The following is a 16106-nucleotide window of genomic DNA, read 5'->3' as shown; positions in this document are numbered from 1 at the left end:
GCGAAGCTACGCCGTGGAAGGTGTGCGCATCGTGCGTTCGGGCAGTGCTCCGATAAATACCCAATAATCGGCAACACCTTTCCATCTGGAACAACAATGGATCGCCTGCATGCCATGCGGCTTTACGCCCGCATCGTGGAGCTGGGCAGTTTCACCGCCGCCGCCGATGACCTGGGCCTGCCGCGCGCCACCGTCACCCATACCATCAAGGCGCTGGAAGCGCGGCTGGGCGCGCAGCTGCTGCAGCGGACCACCCGCCGCGTGCGGGTCACCAGCGAGGGCAAGACCTACTACCAGCACTGCGTGCGCCTGCTGGCCGATGTGGACGAGGTGGAGACGAACTTCCGCGAGGCGATGCTCGTGCCGCGCGGGCGGCTGCGCGTGGATATGTCGGCGGCGCTGGCGCGGCTGCTGGTGATCCCCGCCTTGCCGGAGTTCCTGGCGCGCTTTCCGCAGATCGAACTGGACGTGGGCACCGGCGACCGCTACGTCGACCTGGTACGCGAGGGCGTGGACTGCGCGCTGCGCGTGGGCGATCCGGGCGACACCGGCATGGTCGGCCGGCGCATCGCGACGCTGCCACAGATCACCGTGGCGAGCGCGGATTACGTGCGCCGGCACGGCAAGCCGGAGACGCTGGCCGATCTGCAGGAGGGGCACTATGCCGTGCACTGGGCCTCGCCGACCACGCGCCGGCCCGAGCCGCTGGAGTTCGTGGTGGGGCGGCGTCGGCGCCAGATCCAGTTGCCCGGGCGGATCACCGTGAACGGCGCCGATGCCTATCTCGCGTGCTGCCGTGCGGGCCTGGGGATCGCGCAGTTCTCGCATTACCGCGTCGCCGCCGAGCTGGCCGACGGGCGCATGTGCGAGTTGTTGCCGGATGTCCGGCCGCCGGCACTGCCGATGACGGTGCTCTATCCACCGCAGCGGCAGATGCCGGCGCGCCTGCGGGTGTTCATCGACTGGCTGGTGGAGCGTGCGGCGCTGCGGTTCGGGCGCGCGGCCCAGAACGCTGCCGCCTGAAGGACAGAAGCCGGCAGTTCACATGCGTGGCAGGCCGTGCCGTGGCGCGAAGGTGCCGAACGTCTCCGCCGTCAACGGCGCACCCGCCGCTGCGAGCGCGGCGCGCTGCTCCGCGAGCGGCTGGCGCAGCATGGCGTCCTCCAGCCGGGCCAGCTTGCGGAACGGCTCCAGCGCCAGCACGCGTTCGACGAACGCCGCACATTTCGGCCAACGCGCCGCATCGACCGTGAAGCGCACGAACGCCGCCGTCCTGAACATGCAGGCGATCGCGATGTCGGCGATCGATACCGCGCCGAACAGGAAACCCTCGGCCGGCAACTGCGTCTCCAGATAATCCAGCGCGCGCGGGACGTGCCGCTCCAGCGTTTCCTGCACCACCGCCTCGTCGGTGGCCTCGCCGAACACGTAGCGGCGGATCGCCTTCTGGTAGAACAGCCGCCAGATCAGCGCATCGGCCAGCGCGGTATCGGCGTATTCCTCCAGCCAGCGCGCGCGTGCGCGATCGGCCGGGTCGGCCGGGTAAAGCGATGGTTGCGGACGGGTGTCCTCCAGGTACTGGCAGATCACCGACGAGTCGTTGAACACGCGCCCGTCCTCGATCAACACCGGGATGCGCCGCAAGGGGCTCATGCGCTCGAACGCCTCGTTGCCCACGAACGGCGCGATCGGGTCGATGGCGTAGCCCAGCCCTTTCAGCTCCATGCACACCAGCACCTTGCGCACGTAGGGCGAGACGTAGTTGCCGATCACGGTCAGGGCCATGGCGCACGCTCCGGAAAGGGAAGCGCGAGCGTGCCGGGGGCATCCGCGCGCCGTCAACGCCCCCCACTAATGGCATGGGTCCCATGACTTTAGGCAGGGTAGGATCGATCCGGTTCGCAAGTCCTGAAGAAGGGGAAACACGATGGCATCGATGATCGGCAGCTCGCGCCTGGCAGGCGCGCTGGCACTGGCCCTGGTGGCCACCGGCGCAATGGCGCAGGGTCACACGCTGACCAAGGACGACTATGCACGCGCGGAGCGCTTTCTGGGCAACAACACCGCACCGCTGGTCGACCACGCGATCGGACGCGTGACCTGGCTGGACGATGGCCACTTCTGGTACGTCGACCACGATGCCAAGGGTGACCACTACCGCGTGATGGACGTGGCCACCGGCAAGACCTCCGACGCCTTCGACCAGCCGCGCCTCGCCGCTGCGCTGGGCAAGGCGCTGGCCAGGCCGGTGAAGGCCGACAAGCTCGGTATCCGCGAGTACGTGGTGGCCGCCGACGGCCGTCTGGACGTCCAGCTCAACGGCAAGCACTACCTGTGCGACCTCAAGCCCGCGCAGGGCGAGTGTGTGGTCAAGAAGGCCGGCAAGGAACCGGGCGTGCTCTCGCCCGACAAGAAGACCGAAGCCTTCATCCGCGACTGGAACCTGTGGCTGCGCGACGTCGCCAGCGGCAAGGAGACCCAGCTCACCACCGATGGCGTGGAGAACTTCGGCTACGCCACCGACAACGCCGGCTGGAAGCACACCGACAACGCGATCCTGGTGTGGTCGCCCGATTCGAGGCAGATCGCCACGTTCCAGCAGGACGAGCGCAAGACCGGCGAGATGTACCTGCTCAAGACGCAGGTCGGCCATTCCGAACTGCTCAAGTGGAAGGGGCCGCTCGCCGGCGACAAGGACGTGACGATGATCGAGCGCGTCGTGATCGACGTGCCGTCGAAGAAGGTCGTGCGCCTGAAGATGCCTGCGGACCAGCACCGCTCGACCCTGTGCGACGACATCAGCTGCGGCCCCGAGGGCGGCTGGGACGACGTCAAGTGGGCGCCGGACGGCAAGTCGCTGGCCTTCGTCTCCACCTCGCGCTACCACAAGGACGAATGGTTCCGCATCGCCGATCCGAAGACCGGCGCGGTGCGCACGGTGTTCGAGGAGCACGTGCCGACCTACTACGAGAGCGGCAACGGCCAGGTCAACTGGTTCTACCTGCCCGAAAGCCACGAGGCGATCTGGTTCTCCGAGCGCAACGACTGGGGCAACCTGTACCTCTACGACCTTCAGACCGGCAAGCTCAAGCACGCCATCACCACGGGCGAGGGCAACGTCACCGAGGTGCTCAAGGTCGATCCGAAGACCCGCACCGCGTGGTTCCGGGGTGTCGGCCGCACGCCGGGTGTGAACCCGTACTACCAGCAGTTCTTCAAGGTCAGCCTGGACGGCGGCAAGCCGGTGCTGCTGACGCCGGAAGCGGCCAACCACGAGATCACGCTCTCGCCCGACGGCCATGCCTTCGTCGACACGTATTCGACGCCGACCACGCCGCCGGTGACCGTCCTGCGCGACAGCGGCGACGGTCACACGCTCGCCACCGTCGCCAAGGCTGACATCAGCCGCCTGCGTGCGGCCGGCTGGGTGGCGCCGACCCCGATCACGGTGAAGGGCCGCGATGGCAAAACCGATCTGTACGGCATGCTGTTCAAGCCGACCCACTTCGATCCGCACAAGAAGTATCCGGTCATCGACTACATCTACCCCGGTCCGCAGACCGGTTCGGTGCGCGGGCGCAACTTCCTGTCCGCGCGCGGTGACAACCAGGCGCTGGCGGAGCTGGGCTTCATCGTGGTGGCGCTCGACGGCATGGGCACGCCGTGGCGTTCCAAATCCTTCCACGACACCTGGTACGGCAACATGGGCGACAACACGTTGCCCGACCAGGTCGCCGGCCTGAAGGAACTGGGCAAGCGCTACGCGTGGATCGACCTCGGCCGCGTCGGCATCTGGGGCCACTCCGGCGGCGGCAACGCCAGCGCGGACGCGATGTTCCGTTATCCCGATTTCTTCAAGGTCGGTTGGGCCGAGAGCGGCAACCACGACAACCGCAACTACGAGGACGACTGGGCCGAGAAGTACCAGGGCCCGCTGGTGGTGAACAAGGACGGCACCACCAACTACGACGACCAGGCCAACCAGAACCACGCCGACAAGCTCAAGGGCAAGCTGATGCTGGTGCACGGCACGCTGGACGACAACGTGCCGCCGTCCCAGACGTTGCTGGTCGCCGATGCGCTGATCAAGGCGAACAAGGACTTCGACCTGTTGATGATCCCCAACGTGCACCACGGCTACGGCAAGGAAAAAGGCTCCTACGCCATGCGCCGCCGCTGGGACTACTTCGTGACCCACCTCGCCGGTAACACGCCGCCGAAGGAATACGCGATCACGCTGCCGAAGGACTGAGGCACCGATCCACGGGCGCGGCCGCAGTTCCGGCCCCGCCCGTGGATCGCGCGTATGCTGCAGGAGCACACCTGTGCGCGACCGCCATCCATGCCGGTCGCGCACAGGTGCGCTCCTGCATCGTTTTCGGGTTTCAGACGACCGGGGCCGCGGCTCGCACGGGCGCCACGTCGAACAGCGCCGGCGCCGGTCCGGTGCAGGCGGGCAGGTCGTCCACCGCCATGCCGTCGCGCGCGGCCATCGCGGCGATCGCACCGGCCACTTCGCGCAGCAGCGCAAGGTTGGCGTTCAGCCGCGACCGGATGCCGGCATCGTCCAGCCGGTCGCGCAGGCCGCGGTTGATCTCCACCAGCCAGGGCGCCCGGCACTGGTCGAGCAGCCCGGGTGGGTTGCCCCGGGAAGAGCACGCGTGCCAGCGCCCGAAGAACGCCTGCATCTGTTCGTTCAATTGCTGTGCGGCAGTCAGTTGCGGGGCCAGCTCGGCAAAAAGCGTCGCGTCGCCGAGCCGTTTCTGGAAGAACAACTGGCACAGCACGCCCCAGTAATAGCTGTAGTCCCAGGCGACCTTGGCGGGCATCACCGCAGGATCGCCGAACAGCGGGTACTGGCCGCGATAGAGGGCGAGGGTGCTTTCGTAGAAAGAGAAGTAGAGCCGTTGATAGAGCCGCGCGTAAGGCGCCAGTGGCTTGTCGGCGCGATCCTGTGCGACCAGCATGCAGATGTAGGTGTTGGCGATCGCGATGAAGTCGCCGCCAGGCGAGTAGAAGGGATCGAGGAACAGGCCGGCCTCGCCGGTCAGCGCCCAGCGGTCGGCGCTGAACACCTGGGCGCAACCGTAGGAACAGCCGCGCAGGAAGCGGAAATCCATCAGGCTATCGGCGCAACGCTCGATGGCCCGCGAGAGCGCCGGCTGATGGCGCGCGAGCCAGGCCCGGGCGCGGGCGAAATCCTGGAATGACTCCAGCGGATGGATGGCCTCGTCGGCCACGATGCCGATCGAGTGGGCGCCGCTGGACAGCGGGATCATCCACACCCAATAACCCTCGCCGCACAGGTGGTTGGTCGAGCGCCAGCGCTCGGGCGGTTCGCAGCGCTCGTGCCAGGCGGCGTTGTCGCGACACCAGTCGTCCAGCACCAGGCGCTCGTCCAGCCGGAACCAGGCGGCATTGACGTGGTGGCCGTTGTCCCGGGTCAGGTCGAGGCGATGGCGCAGCAGGCCCGCACGGCCGGAAGCATCGAGCAGCCAGCGGCACGCGAGGGCGTGCTCGCCGGCCTGGTCGCTGTAGCGGACACCGTGGCGTTCGCCGCCGTGGCCGAGCTCGAAACCGCGCACGCGCGCGCCATCGCGAAAATCGATGCCGCGCCGGCGGGCTTCCTCGCCCAGGAAGTTCTCGAACAGGCCGCGGTCGATCTGATAGCTGGGCGTGGGCAGTACGTGGCTCACGCCCAGCTCCGTGCACTGGTCCAGACGGTCCTGGCCCTCGCTGAAGAACATGCGCAGCCCGAACTTGCGCAACTGCGCCTGCTGCAGGTGCGCGTGCAGGCCCAGCACCTGTTCGAAGTAGTGCGCGGCGATCTCCACGGTCGACTCGCCCACCTTGTGCGCGGCCAGCGGCAGCGGGTGCCGCTGGCGTTCGAGCACCACAATGTCCATGTCGGGGAACTCGCCGCGCAGTTGCAGGGCCAGGCACAACCCCGCCAGGCCTCCGCCGAGGATCACCGCATCATGCGTTGTGTGGTCGTCCGCCATGCCGCTCCCCCGGCTGATCGGTCGATGGTGCACCGGATGCGGCCCGCATGCATCCCGCCTGGCCGCTGGATCGCCCGGGCAAGCCGTTCAGCGCGTCGCCCGCGCCGGCTCGCCCGCCTCGATCGCGAGCAATCCATCGTCGTCGATGACGATGGGAGGCGTGTCGTGCGAGCGGCGATAGCTGTCCACGATGCGCCCATAGTGGACGACGCGGCCGAACGTGTAGGTGGTGATTCGTACCACGTCGCGGACCGGGCTGAAATGGCTCAGGCGGAAGCTGCCGTGGTAGCGCGAGGCGATCGGCACCGACACCACGCCGAGCCTTTTCTCGCGACAGGCCGCGATGAGGATCGCCGCTTCGAACACGAAATTTTCCGCCGGCAGATCGACCAGCTCCAGCGCCGCGCGCGGATACCAGCGCTGGCCGCTCTGCGTGTCGGCGACCGGCAGGCCGCAGCCCCAGGAGATGCCCCAGTCGGCGACCGCGTTGGCGCGGCGACGACCCTTGGGTTGCTGCTCGCGCTCGAGCAGGCGCGCACCGATCACGATGTGCTCCGGATACCGTTGCGCCGCCGCGACGATGCGCGGGACGTCGCTGGCCAGGTGCTGGCCGTCGCCGTCCATCGTGACCACGGCATCGAACCCCTGTTTGAGCGCCTCGCGGAAGCCGTGCCGCAGCGCTTCGCCCTTGCCGCGCCGCTGCGCGTGGCGCAACAGGGTGACCGGCAATGCGCCGACGATCTGCGGGGTGCGGTCGTCCGAGCCATCGTCCACCACGATCACCGGCACATTGAGCGCCAGGGCCGATTCGACCACCTGCTGGATCGCCGCCTCCTCGTTGAGGCAGGGGATCAGCACGCACCAGCGCGGCGGGTTGGGTTTCACGCGCATTCCTCCAGGTCCACATCCATGGCGAGCGAGCCGGCCGCCATCAGCCGGCAGCGACCCCCGCCCTGTGCGAGCAATGCCAGCAGCGGCAGCGCCACGGCCGAGGGGCTGCTGGCGATCCATTCCGCCGGCACCGGCGATGAGGCCGGTACGTCGGCGATGCTACCGGGGCAAAGGTGCAGAACAAGTCGCCCCAGCGTAGAGGGACCGGGTTGTGGGCTCAGCACCAGCGCGCAGCCGAACGGCGCCGGGCTGTCGGTCACCTCGGCCAGCGGGCCATTGCCGGCGACGTCGCTGCATACCAGCAGTACCGGGCGTGCGTCGGCCAATGCGAGGCTGGCCGCCTCGAGCAGGCCGGCACCGACGCTGGCGCGCTGCGCGCAGACCGCATTGGATGGCGCGTGGCAGCCGGTGGCCATGGTCCAGTAGCCGGCCGGCGCGTTGTGCACGGAGTTATGGAAGCGCGTGGGCGAGAGTTCGGACGGCGCACTGGCCAGCACCGTGCACATGTAGTCCATGATCGCCTGGTCGCCGTGCGACGAGGTGAAGACGCAGGGCAACGTGGCCGCCTCGCGCCCGCTCATCGCAACCGCCTGGGCGGCCACCTCCACCGCCAGCAGCACGCTCTCCGGTGCCCGGCGACGCTCGCCCGCCGGCAGCACGGTGGCTGCCGGGCGCGTGGAAGGGGGCGTGGGCACCTGACCCTGCACGGCGGCACGCAAGGCGTCGAAGTCGGCCAGCTGCGGCGACCACACGCCGGCGCCTTCGACGTAGACCGTCAGCGCGCTCATGCACCACGCTCCGCACGGGCGAAGGCAAGGCAGGCGTTATTGCCGCCGAAGCCGAACGAGTTGCTGAGCGCCACGTGGACCGGGCGCGCTTCGTTCGACCAGGCGAACTGCGGGCCACAGGCCGGGTCGGGTTGTTCGGCGCCGAGGTTGCCCGGCACCAGGCCGTGTTCGATCGCCAGCAAAGCGACAACCGCTTCCAGGATCCCGGCGGCACCGAGCGTGTGGCCGGTGAAACCCTTGGTGCTGCTGGCCCGGGTCGCTGGCGGGAAAGCGCGGGCGATCAGCGCGGCCTCCACCTCGTCGTTCTTGAGGCTCGCGGTGCCATGCAGGTTGATGTAGTCGACCTGCGCCGGTTCGAGCCCCGCGCGCGCAAGCGCGTCACGCAAAGCCAGTTCCGCGCCCAGCCCTTCCGGGTGTGGCGTGGACATGTGGTGGGCGTCGCTTGCCTCGCCGTAGCCGAGCAGCCGTGGCGCATCCGGCGCGGCGCCGGCGCGTTCGAGCAGCGCGAAGCCGGCCGCCTCGCCGATCGAGATGCCGCTGCGGGCCTGGTCGAACGGGCGACACGGCGCGGGGGAGACCAGCCCCAGCGCATTGAACCCGAACAGCACGCTCTCGCACAGCGTATCGACGCCGCCGACCAGCGCGGCATCGACCACGCCCAGCCGGATCAGCCGTTCGGCGCTGGCAAACACCTTCGCGCTGGAGGAACAGGCGGTGGAGATGGTCAGGCACGGCCCTTCCAGTCCCAGCGCCTCGGCCAGGAAGCCGGCCAGCGAGTGCGGTGCGTGGATCGGCGGGCGCAGCATGTCCTCGGGGAAGCCGCCGTCGGGACCCAGGCGGCGATAGGCCTCTTCGGTCGCGCCGATGCTGGCCGTGGACGTGCCCACCAGGAGCGCCACGCGCGTCGCGCCATAACGCTCGCGCGCGGCGTGAACGGCGTCGAGCACGCCGTCCTGATGGAGACCCAGCCAGGCCAGCCGGTTGTTGCGGCATTCCCACACCGCCAGCGGTGCGGGCAAGGGGGCCTGTTCGACGCCGTCGACGCGCCCGACCCAGCAGGCCAGCGGGGCCAGGCTGAAATCGTTGGCGCGCAGGCCGGTGCGGGCCGCCTCGAGGGCGCGACGGTGCGCTTCGCGACCGCGGCCGAGGGCGGAAGTGGCGGTGTAGGCGCTGACCGCCAGGGGGTTGATGGGTTGCAACATCGAACCAGCCTAACGGCGGCCCGCGGGCTTGCCTAGCCTCGCCTCCGGGCGGCCTGGCCACGGTTCATGCTTTGGCGGGCGAAGCGGTTCGGCCGGCGTTCGGGCACGGCGCGATTGCAGCGACACAGCCGGCTGCGCACACTGGTTGTTTATGCTTCGCCGACCCGCCGTGCCGCCGTCCCTCTCACAACGCAACCCATGGCGATACCTGCGCGATGCCGACGTGCTGCATGCGGCCGTGGTGACCCTGCTTGCGGTGGGGCTGAGTGCGGGCATCGCCTGGCTGGGTTGCGTGGTGCACGTATGGCGGATCGCGCGGCGGGCGCCGACCACGCTGCCGGGGCGCTGGGTGGTGCTGGTGTTCGGGCAGCGGCTGATCGCCGATGAACCCGGGCACGACTACCGCAGCCGACTGGCTCGGGCACGCGTGTTGCTCCGCGAAGGCGTGGCCGGCCGGATGTTGCTGCTCGGCGGTCGCAGCGGCGGCACGCGCAGCGAGGCCGCCGCCGGCCATGCCTGGCTGCGCGGGCAGGGGTTGCCGGCCGGTGCCCAGGTCGAGCTGGAGCAGGAATCGGTGGACTCGCTGGAGAACCTGCGCCATGCGCGCGGCCTGCTGCAGGGTGGCGACCGGTCCGAGGTGCTGCCACCGGTCGCGCTGCTGACCAGCCGCTATCACCTTGCGCGTTGCCTCCTGCTGGCACAACGACTCGGCTTCGACGGCCACGCCCTGGCCGCGGAAGACACCTTGCCGCACACGCCGCGCTACCTGACGCTGCTGTTGATGGAGGCAACCTATCTGATGTGGATCGATCTGGGCATGCGCTGGGCGCAGCTGATCGGACACCGCCGCATGGCCGCGCGGATCCGTTGATGTGCCCTGGGCCGACGCCGCGTGCGCGGCTGGCTCGCGCCGCGCTCCGAGGCGTACCCCGCGACAGACCCGTGCCGATCGCCGTACCCACGGGCATGAACGACATGCAGGTCGGCAAGGCGCTGCCGCCGCGGCTGGACCGTCACCGGCGCGCGGGTCGGCAACACCAGCGCCAGCTCGGCGCAACGATCGGGCGCCAGGATCGATTTCGACACACGGCTCGTGCGGATGCGCCACGTCGACAGCAAAAACCTCAAATAGCGCTCTGGCGTGCATGCGCAGGATCCCCGCCAGCGACATGGGCTCGATGCCATGGTTTGCGGCGACATCGGTCGCAACCTCGGCTCATTTCGGCCGCGGCAGGCTGATCGCTCAAGCGCCCGCGTCGACGCGCCACAGCGTGGGCGCGGGCCCGCTTGCTAAGCTCTGCGGCAGTCACGACCGCGCGATCCTTACGATGAGCCAGCAAGCCGACCAGGCCGAAACCTTCCTGCAGGACGTGCAGGACCGCATCTGCAGCGCGATCGAACGACTCGACGGCGGCGCGCGCTTCGTCGAGGACCGCTGGACCCGCGAAGCGGGCGGCGGCGGGCGCACCCGCGTGCTGCGCGACGGCGCGATGTTCGAGCAGGCGGGGGTGAATTTCTCCCGCGTGCACGGCCACACCCTGCCGCCCAGTGCCACCGCGCACCGGCCGGAACTGGCTGGCGGCAGCTTCATCGCCACCGGCGTGTCGCTGGTGCTGCACCCGAAGAACCCCTACGTGCCGACCACGCACGCCAACGTGCGCTATTTCGAGGCCAGCAAGCCGGGCGTCGAACCGGTGTGGTGGTTCGGTGGCGGCTTCGACCTGACCCCGTTCTATCCGTTCGACGAGGATGTGCGGCACTGGCATACGGTCGCACGCAACCTGTGCGCGCCCTACGGCGCGGACGTCTACCCGCGCTACAAGCGCTGGTGCGACGACTACTTCTACCTCAAGCACCGCGACGAGACGCGCGGCGTGGGCGGGCTGTTCTACGACGACCTCAACGAGGGCAGCTTCGAGCGCTGCTTCGCCTTCACCCGCGACGTGGCGCAGGGCTTCCTGGATGCCTACCTGCCGATCGCCGAACGCCGGCGCGACATGCCGTACGGCGAGCGCGAGCGTGAGTTCCAGTTATACCGACGCGGCCGCTACGTCGAGTTCAACCTGGTGTGGGATCGCGGCACGCTGTTTGGCCTGCAGTCGGGCGGGCGTACCGAGTCGATCCTGATGAGCCTGCCGCCGCGGGTGCGTTACGAGTACGGCTACGTGCCCGAGCCGGGCTCGCCAGAGTCGCGGTTGCAGGACTACCTCACGCCGCGCGACTGGTTGCCGGCAACCGACTCGTAGGGTGGGCTCCAGCCCACCGCAACCTCGCGGCGAGCTGCCGGTGGACCGAAGGCCACCCTACGCGAACCTTACGGCTGCGAGCCGCTGAACTTCACTGGCGTGGCACCCTTCACCGCGCCGATCTGCGCGCTGTCGCTGACTTCGAGCACCACTTCGTGGCGGAACTCCAGCGTGCCCTGCACGACGGCGTGCGGGCCGATCACGATGTGCGGCGTGCGGTTGTGGTGGAACCAGCCGCCGTTGGGCTTGTCGACCAGGATGCCGCCCTCGACGCGCGAGTTGGCGCCGATGTCGATGTCGCCATCGACGGTTTCCACCCCGCCGCCGACGTGCGCCGCATCCAGCTCGATGCGACCGTTGACGTTGGAAACGCGCCCGCTCACGTCGGCGCCCCTGGCCAGCTCGATATGGCCATTGACCGCCTCGATCTCGCCGCTGACCTTCGCGCCGGCCTGCAATTCGATGCCGCCGTTGACCGTGTTGACCGAACCGATGGTGGCGCGCGCGCCGAGCGTGACACCGCCGTTGACCGTATCGGCCTTGCGCGCGCTGGCGCCGTCGGCGAGCGTGATGTCGCCATTGACGGTGCTGAGCTCGCCGGCGCTCTGGCCGGCGTCGATGCGGATGTCACCGTTGACCTTGTCGACGTCGTTGTCGGAAGCGACCGCCGCCAGCGGCAGGGCCAGGGCGAGGGCGATGATCAGATGGCGCATGGTGGTGCTCCTTCGTGGGAATGGACGTCAGATGCGCGGCCGGCCGCCGCGGTTTAGCGTGACCTTCGGCAGGGGCCGATTTGACGCCGTCGCGGGGCCGCCCCACCATTTCGCGTTTTCCGCCAGGTTACCGCCATGCACAAGCTCGTCCTGATCCGCCACGGCCAGTCCCAGTGGAACCTCGACAACCGCTTCAGCGGCTGGGCCGACGTCGACCTGACTGCGCAGGGCATGGCCGAGGCGAAGGAAGCCGGCCGCTTGCTGGCGGAGGGAGGCTACACCTTCGATGTGGCGCACACCTCGGTGCTCAAGCGCGCGGTGCGCACGTTGTGGGGCGTGCTCGATGCGATGGACCTGATGTGGATCCCGGTGATCACCGACTGGCGCTTGAACGAACGCCACTATGGCGGGTTGACCGGCCTCAACAAGGCCGAGACGGCCGCCAAGTACGGCGAGGAGCAGGTCAAGATCTGGCGCCGCAGCTACGACATCCCGCCGCCGCCGCTGGAGCGGGCCGACAACCCGTCGCTACGCGATCCGCGCTACGCCCTGCTCGATCCGTCGATGGTCCCCGACACCGAGTGCCTGAAGGACACCGTCGCCCGCGTGCTGCCCTACTGGCACGACGTGCTGGCGCCGGCGGTGGCCTCCGGCCAGCGCGTGCTGGTGGCCGCGCACGGCAATTCGCTGCGCGCGCTGATCAAGTACCTGGACAACATCTCGGACGAGGCCATCGTCGAGATGAACGTGCCCAACGGCGTGCCGCTGGTGTACGAGTTCGATGACCAGATGAAGCCCCTGCGCAGCTACTACCTGGGCGACGCGGACGCGATCGCCGCGAAGATGGCCGCGGTGGCGAACCAGGGGAAGGCGAAGTAGGGCAGTTTGCCCCCGGCCCTCCGTCGGTCGCTTTTTCCGCCAACGGAAGGACGCTTCGAGTGAGGAAGGGTCGGGATAAGCCTGCCGCCACGCATTCGGTCGCGGATGCCTCCACCTTCCATGGGGAAGGTGCGACCGGCGGATGGGGGTGATCCGGGCCGGCGCCCACCTTCCAGCCACTCTCGCCTCGCCCGCCCGCCGGGGTTAGGCTTGCTCGATATCCCATCCCGAGAACCTGGACATGGCGCCCAATCTCCTCATGCCCGCGCTGATGTCGCCGCTGCTGGCCTTCATGGTCTGGCGTCGGGTGCGCCGGCAGTTCGGGCGCCAGCCCGTGCGACGCGGCGCGATGATTACCCGCGTGGTGATCCTTCTTGCGGTAACCGGCCTGCTGTCGCTCGCCGGCGTGCACGATCCGCAGGTGCTCGAAGGCCTCGCCGGCGGCCTGCTCGGTGGCATCGCGCTGGGCCTGGTCGGCCTGCGCCTGACCCGGTTCGAACGCGGCGCCGATGGCCGCGATCTGTATCTTCCCAACGCCTGGATCGGCGCTGCCGTCACGGCCCTGCTGGTCGGACGGCTGGCCTGGCGCTTCCTGGTGCTGGCGCCGGATGCAGGTCACGCCGGCGCGATGGCGGTCCCGGCCGTGCCGCAACTAGGTAACAGCCCGCTGACCCTGCTGGTGGTCGGTCTGATGATTGGCTACTACGTCAGCTACTACGCCGGCCTGCTGGTGCACCACCGGCGATTCGTGCGCGCACAAGGCTGAAGAAGCCGCAGGTGGGCTCAGCCCACCTTGGGATGGGTGCGAAGCCGGGCTAGAGCGCGTCGTTGTCCAGCTCGCCGGTACGGATGCGGATGACCTGTTCGAGCGGACTGACGAAGATCTTGCCGTCGCCGATCTTGCCGGTACGCGCCGACTGCTGGATCGCCTCGATCACCCGCTCGAGCTGGTCGTCGGCCACCGCCACTTCCAGCTTGATCTTGGGCAGGAAATCGACCACGTATTCGGCACCACGATAAAGCTCGGTATGGCCCTTCTGGCGGCCGAAGCCCTTGACCTCGGTCACCGTGATGCCCTGGACGCCTACTTCGGCCAGCGCCTCGCGCACGTCGTCCAGCTTGAACGGCTTGATGACCGCCACAACCAGCTTCATGGATGCTCCTCGCTCGCTCTTCCCTTCGTCCGTACCATTGTGCCTGCCGCCTCGCGGCCTGTCGCCCCGGCGGGGCGTGTAAGACAATTCCTACATTCTCTGACGGAGCCGGCCGATGGTGCACCAGTGTTCACGTTACTTAGACTTCCTTCCGACCCGTTCGAGGCGCCGTCCATGATGGATCGGCAGGAAATCGACCGAATTGCCCTGCGACTTGTGTCGCTGGTACCGCCAGGGTTGGCACAGGCGCAGCAGGATTTGCGAACCAACTTCCACGATGTCCTGATGCAAGGATTGCGTCGCCTCGAACTGGTCACCCGCGAGGAGTTCGAAGCCCAGAGCCAACTGTTGGCGCGCACCCGCGCCAAGGTCGACGAACTGGAAAAGCGCATCGCCGAACTGGAGGCCGATGCGACGGCCCGCGGACTCTAGCTGCCAGCTCCCGGGAGCCGCCCCCGATCCGTCACCCTCACCCCGAGAGCGATCGGGGGCGGTTATTTTTTTCTGACGTCGATGGGGTCGCGTTCCACCATGCATTCTCGCGACGCCATCGCTCACGGCCAGCGCGATTCGCGCGCGTCACGCGTGAGCGCGTGGCCGGTCGCAAGGGCGAATCCCACAACCGTGTTTCTCCAGCCGTTGCGGTCAGGGATGACCGCGTCCTGGCCCGGGCGGATGGTTCCGTGAGCCTGGCGGTCACCCTGAGCCGTGCCCAGGAAGGTGTCAGCGCGCCGCAGGTGATGGTCGAGGTACACCTTTCCGGCGGTCTTCCGGGCACGCACATCGTTGGCCTGCCGGAAGCGGCGGTGCGTGAGGCGCGCGATCGCGTCCGGGTAGCGATCCAGAACGCCGCGTTCGAATATCCCAACCGTAAGGTAACCGTGAACCTGGCGCCGGCCGAGTTGCCCAAGGACGGCGGGCGTTTCGACTTGGCCATCGCGCTGGGCATCCTGGCCGCCGGTGGGCAGGTGCCGCGCGAAAAGCTCAATGAATGCGAGTTCCTGGGCGAACTGGCGCTTTCGGGCGACCTTCGTGGCGTTTCCGGCGTATTGCCGGCGCTGCTGCGGGCGCGGGCGCGCGGCCGGCGCGTGGTGGTCCCGCGCGACAACGCCGCGGAGGCCGCGTTGGTGCCGGACGCCGACGTGCTGGTCGCCGACACCTTGGCCGATGTCTGCGGTTGGCTCCGCGACGCGCAGGAACTGGCCCTGCCGGGCCAGGCCGACACGGGGCAGACGGTCGATCCGAGCGTGCCCGACCTGGTCGACGTGCGTGGCCAGTTGCAGGCCCGACGCGCGCTGGAAATCGCCGCCGCGGGCGGCCACCACCTGCTGCTGATCGGTCCGCCGGGCACCGGCAAGACCATGCTGGCCGAGCGGCTGCCCGGCATCCTGCCGCCGCTGGGTGAGATCGAGGCACTGGAAACCTGCGCCGTGCTGTCGGTCGCCGGCCAGCGCGTTGATCCGGCGCGCTGGCGCCAGCGGCCGTTCCGCGCACCGCACCATACCGCCTCGGCGGTGGCGCTGGTCGGGGGAGGCTCGCATCCGCGACCGGGCGAGATTTCTCTGGCGCACAACGGCGTGCTGTTTCTCGATGAGCTGCCCGAATTCAGCCGTCACGTGCTCGAAGTGCTGCGCGAACCGCTGGAGTCCGGGCAGATCCTGGTGTCGCGGGCTGCGCGCCAGTCGACCTTTCCGGCCCAGTTCCAGTTGATCGCGGCGATGAACCCGTGCCCTTGCGGCTACGCCGGTGATGCCCGCGAACGTTGCCGCTGCACGCCCGACCAGATCCAGCGATACCGGGGACGTATCTCCGGCCCCCTGCTGGATCGCATCGACCTGTGCGTGGAGGTGCCGCGCGTCCCTCTGGCCGAACTGGGCGCGCCGCGCAGCGTGTACGACGAGGATTCGGCCACCGTGCGTGCGCGCGTGGTGCAGGCACGGGAGCGCGCGCTGGCCCGCGCAGGTCGGGCCAACGCCGAAATCAACACGCGTGAACTGGAGCGAGACTGCGCGCTGGGCGAGGCCGAGCGACGTTGGTTCGAGGCGGCGCTTGAGCGGTTGGGGCTGTCGGCCCGGGCGTATCACCGCATCCTGCGGGTGGCCCGGTCGATCGCCGACCTCGACGGTGGGGCGGCCTTGCTGGACCGCACACACTTGGCCGAGGCCCTGCAATACCGCCGTTTCTGAGATTTTCTGAACTCACGGGTATTGACTTCCCCTGCGCTGCATCTA

At 68.8% G+C, this 16106-nt stretch carries 15 protein-coding genes; 8 read left to right on the top strand and 7 right to left on the bottom strand.

The window, feature by feature from the left end; genetic code table 11:
* Window positions 1-96: 96 nt before the first annotated feature.
* On the top strand, window positions 97-1023 hold the full coding sequence (locus J7I44_RS10820; RefSeq protein ID WP_209620282.1) for a LysR family transcriptional regulator: 927 nt from the start codon (window positions 97-99) through the stop codon (window positions 1021-1023).
* A gap of 18 nt (window positions 1024-1041) precedes the next feature.
* On the opposite strand, the gene J7I44_RS10815 is transcribed toward J7I44_RS10820, so the two are convergent.
* Window positions 1042-1785, bottom strand: coding sequence for a glutathione S-transferase family protein (locus J7I44_RS10815; protein ID WP_209620280.1), 744 nt, complete (start codon window positions 1783-1785; stop codon window positions 1042-1044).
* A 142-nt stretch (window positions 1786-1927) separates the two neighbouring features.
* Here J7I44_RS10815 and J7I44_RS10810 point away from each other — a divergent pair, with 142 nt between their 5' ends.
* On the top strand, window positions 1928-4252 hold the full coding sequence (locus J7I44_RS10810; RefSeq protein WP_209620278.1) for a S9 family peptidase: 2325 nt from the start codon (window positions 1928-1930) through the stop codon (window positions 4250-4252).
* Window positions 4253-4385: 133 nt separating this feature from the next.
* Here the strand turns inward: J7I44_RS10810 and J7I44_RS10805 are convergent, their stop codons facing one another.
* From J7I44_RS10805 to J7I44_RS10790, 4 genes are all read right to left on the bottom strand, one after another.
* Window positions 4386-6002: an NAD(P)/FAD-dependent oxidoreductase gene (locus tag J7I44_RS10805; RefSeq protein WP_209620276.1), complete on the bottom strand. Its 1617-nt coding sequence runs from the start codon at window positions 6000-6002 to the stop codon at window positions 4386-4388.
* 87 nt (window positions 6003-6089) lie between these two features.
* Window positions 6090-6887: a glycosyltransferase family 2 protein gene (locus J7I44_RS10800; RefSeq protein WP_209620275.1), complete on the bottom strand. Its 798-nt coding sequence runs from the start codon at window positions 6885-6887 to the stop codon at window positions 6090-6092.
* Window positions 6884-7681 carry a beta-ketoacyl synthase chain length factor gene (locus J7I44_RS10795; RefSeq protein WP_209620274.1) on the bottom strand — a complete coding sequence of 266 codons (798 nt, stop codon included), beginning with the start codon at window positions 7679-7681 and terminating at the stop codon, window positions 6884-6886. Before J7I44_RS10795 ends, J7I44_RS10800 begins: the two co-directional genes overlap by 4 nt.
* On the bottom strand, window positions 7678-8883 hold the full coding sequence (locus tag J7I44_RS10790; RefSeq protein WP_209620273.1) for a beta-ketoacyl-[acyl-carrier-protein] synthase family protein: 1206 nt from the start codon (window positions 8881-8883) through the stop codon (window positions 7678-7680). The genes J7I44_RS10795 and J7I44_RS10790 overlap by 4 nt, the downstream gene beginning before the upstream one ends.
* 151 nt (window positions 8884-9034) lie before the next feature.
* On the opposite strand from J7I44_RS10790, the gene J7I44_RS10785 reads away from it, so the two are divergent.
* Entirely contained in the window at window positions 9035-9754 is a 720-nt protein-coding gene (locus J7I44_RS10785; RefSeq protein ID WP_209620272.1) for a YdcF family protein, read from the top strand.
* A gap of 457 nt (window positions 9755-10211) precedes the next feature.
* Complete coding sequence (gene hemF, locus J7I44_RS10780) at window positions 10212-11129, top strand: oxygen-dependent coproporphyrinogen oxidase (RefSeq protein ID WP_209620271.1); 918 nt, start codon at window positions 10212-10214, stop codon at window positions 11127-11129.
* A 68-nt stretch (window positions 11130-11197) separates the two neighbouring features.
* Here the strand turns inward: hemF and J7I44_RS10775 are convergent, their stop codons facing one another.
* A complete protein-coding gene (locus J7I44_RS10775) occupies window positions 11198-11842 on the bottom strand; it encodes a DUF4097 family beta strand repeat-containing protein (protein WP_209620269.1) in 645 nt (214 codons plus the stop codon).
* 135 nt (window positions 11843-11977) lie between these two features.
* Here J7I44_RS10775 and gpmA point away from each other — a divergent pair, with 135 nt between their 5' ends.
* Both gpmA and J7I44_RS10765 read left to right on the top strand, forming a co-directional pair.
* On the top strand, window positions 11978-12721 hold the full coding sequence (gene gpmA, locus J7I44_RS10770; RefSeq protein WP_209620265.1) for a 2,3-diphosphoglycerate-dependent phosphoglycerate mutase: 744 nt from the start codon (window positions 11978-11980) through the stop codon (window positions 12719-12721).
* Window positions 12722-12962: 241 nt separating this feature from the next.
* Window positions 12963-13487 (top strand): CcdC protein domain-containing protein, encoded by a 525-nt coding sequence (locus J7I44_RS10765; protein WP_209620261.1) that lies wholly within the window; start codon window positions 12963-12965, stop codon window positions 13485-13487.
* Window positions 13488-13536: 49 nt separating this feature from the next.
* Here J7I44_RS10765 and glnK read toward each other — a convergent pair whose 3' ends face one another.
* Window positions 13537-13875: a P-II family nitrogen regulator gene (gene glnK / locus J7I44_RS10760; protein WP_091338139.1), complete on the bottom strand. Its 339-nt coding sequence runs from the start codon at window positions 13873-13875 to the stop codon at window positions 13537-13539.
* A gap of 174 nt (window positions 13876-14049) precedes the next feature.
* Here glnK and J7I44_RS10755 point away from each other — a divergent pair, with 174 nt between their 5' ends.
* On the top strand, window positions 14050-14307 hold the full coding sequence (locus J7I44_RS10755) for an accessory factor UbiK family protein (protein ID WP_209620258.1): 258 nt from the start codon (window positions 14050-14052) through the stop codon (window positions 14305-14307).
* A gap of 251 nt (window positions 14308-14558) precedes the next feature.
* Window positions 14559-16061 (top strand): YifB family Mg chelatase-like AAA ATPase, encoded by a 1503-nt coding sequence (locus J7I44_RS10750; protein ID WP_209620256.1) that lies wholly within the window; start codon window positions 14559-14561, stop codon window positions 16059-16061.
* The last annotated feature ends 45 nt before the right edge of the window (window positions 16062-16106 follow it).

This window comes from Frateuria flava, assembly GCF_017837635.1.
GTDB classification, from domain to species: Bacteria; Pseudomonadota; Gammaproteobacteria; order Xanthomonadales; family Rhodanobacteraceae; genus Frateuria_A; species Frateuria_A flava.
The sequence above is the reverse complement of the archived record's forward strand: the minus strand, read 5'-3'. Positions and strand labels throughout refer to the sequence as shown.

Coding starts and splice junctions, on each gene's coding strand:
- gpmA (WP_209620265.1), top strand. CDS start 11,978: ATGCACAAGCTCGTCCTGATCCGCCACGGCCAGTCCCAGTGGAACCTC.
- J7I44_RS10755 (WP_209620258.1), top strand. CDS start 14,050: ATGATGGATCGGCAGGAAATCGACCGAATTGCCCTGCGACTTGTGTCG.
- J7I44_RS10815 (WP_209620280.1), bottom strand. CDS start 1,785: ATGGCCCTGACCGTGATCGGCAACTACGTCTCGCCCTACGTGCGCAAG.
- J7I44_RS10820 (WP_209620282.1), top strand. CDS start 97: ATGGATCGCCTGCATGCCATGCGGCTTTACGCCCGCATCGTGGAGCTG.
- J7I44_RS10790 (WP_209620273.1), bottom strand. CDS start 8,883: ATGTTGCAACCCATCAACCCCCTGGCGGTCAGCGCCTACACCGCCACT.
- J7I44_RS10785 (WP_209620272.1), top strand. CDS start 9,035: ATGCTTCGCCGACCCGCCGTGCCGCCGTCCCTCTCACAACGCAACCCA.
- J7I44_RS10775 (WP_209620269.1), bottom strand. CDS start 11,842: ATGCGCCATCTGATCATCGCCCTCGCCCTGGCCCTGCCGCTGGCGGCG.
- J7I44_RS10805 (WP_209620276.1), bottom strand. CDS start 6,002: ATGGCGGACGACCACACAACGCATGATGCGGTGATCCTCGGCGGAGGC.
- J7I44_RS10795 (WP_209620274.1), bottom strand. CDS start 7,681: ATGAGCGCGCTGACGGTCTACGTCGAAGGCGCCGGCGTGTGGTCGCCG.
- hemF (WP_209620271.1), top strand. CDS start 10,212: ATGAGCCAGCAAGCCGACCAGGCCGAAACCTTCCTGCAGGACGTGCAG.
- J7I44_RS10765 (WP_209620261.1), top strand. CDS start 12,963: ATGGCGCCCAATCTCCTCATGCCCGCGCTGATGTCGCCGCTGCTGGCC.
- glnK (WP_091338139.1), bottom strand. CDS start 13,875: ATGAAGCTGGTTGTGGCGGTCATCAAGCCGTTCAAGCTGGACGACGTG.
- J7I44_RS10810 (WP_209620278.1), top strand. CDS start 1,928: ATGGCATCGATGATCGGCAGCTCGCGCCTGGCAGGCGCGCTGGCACTG.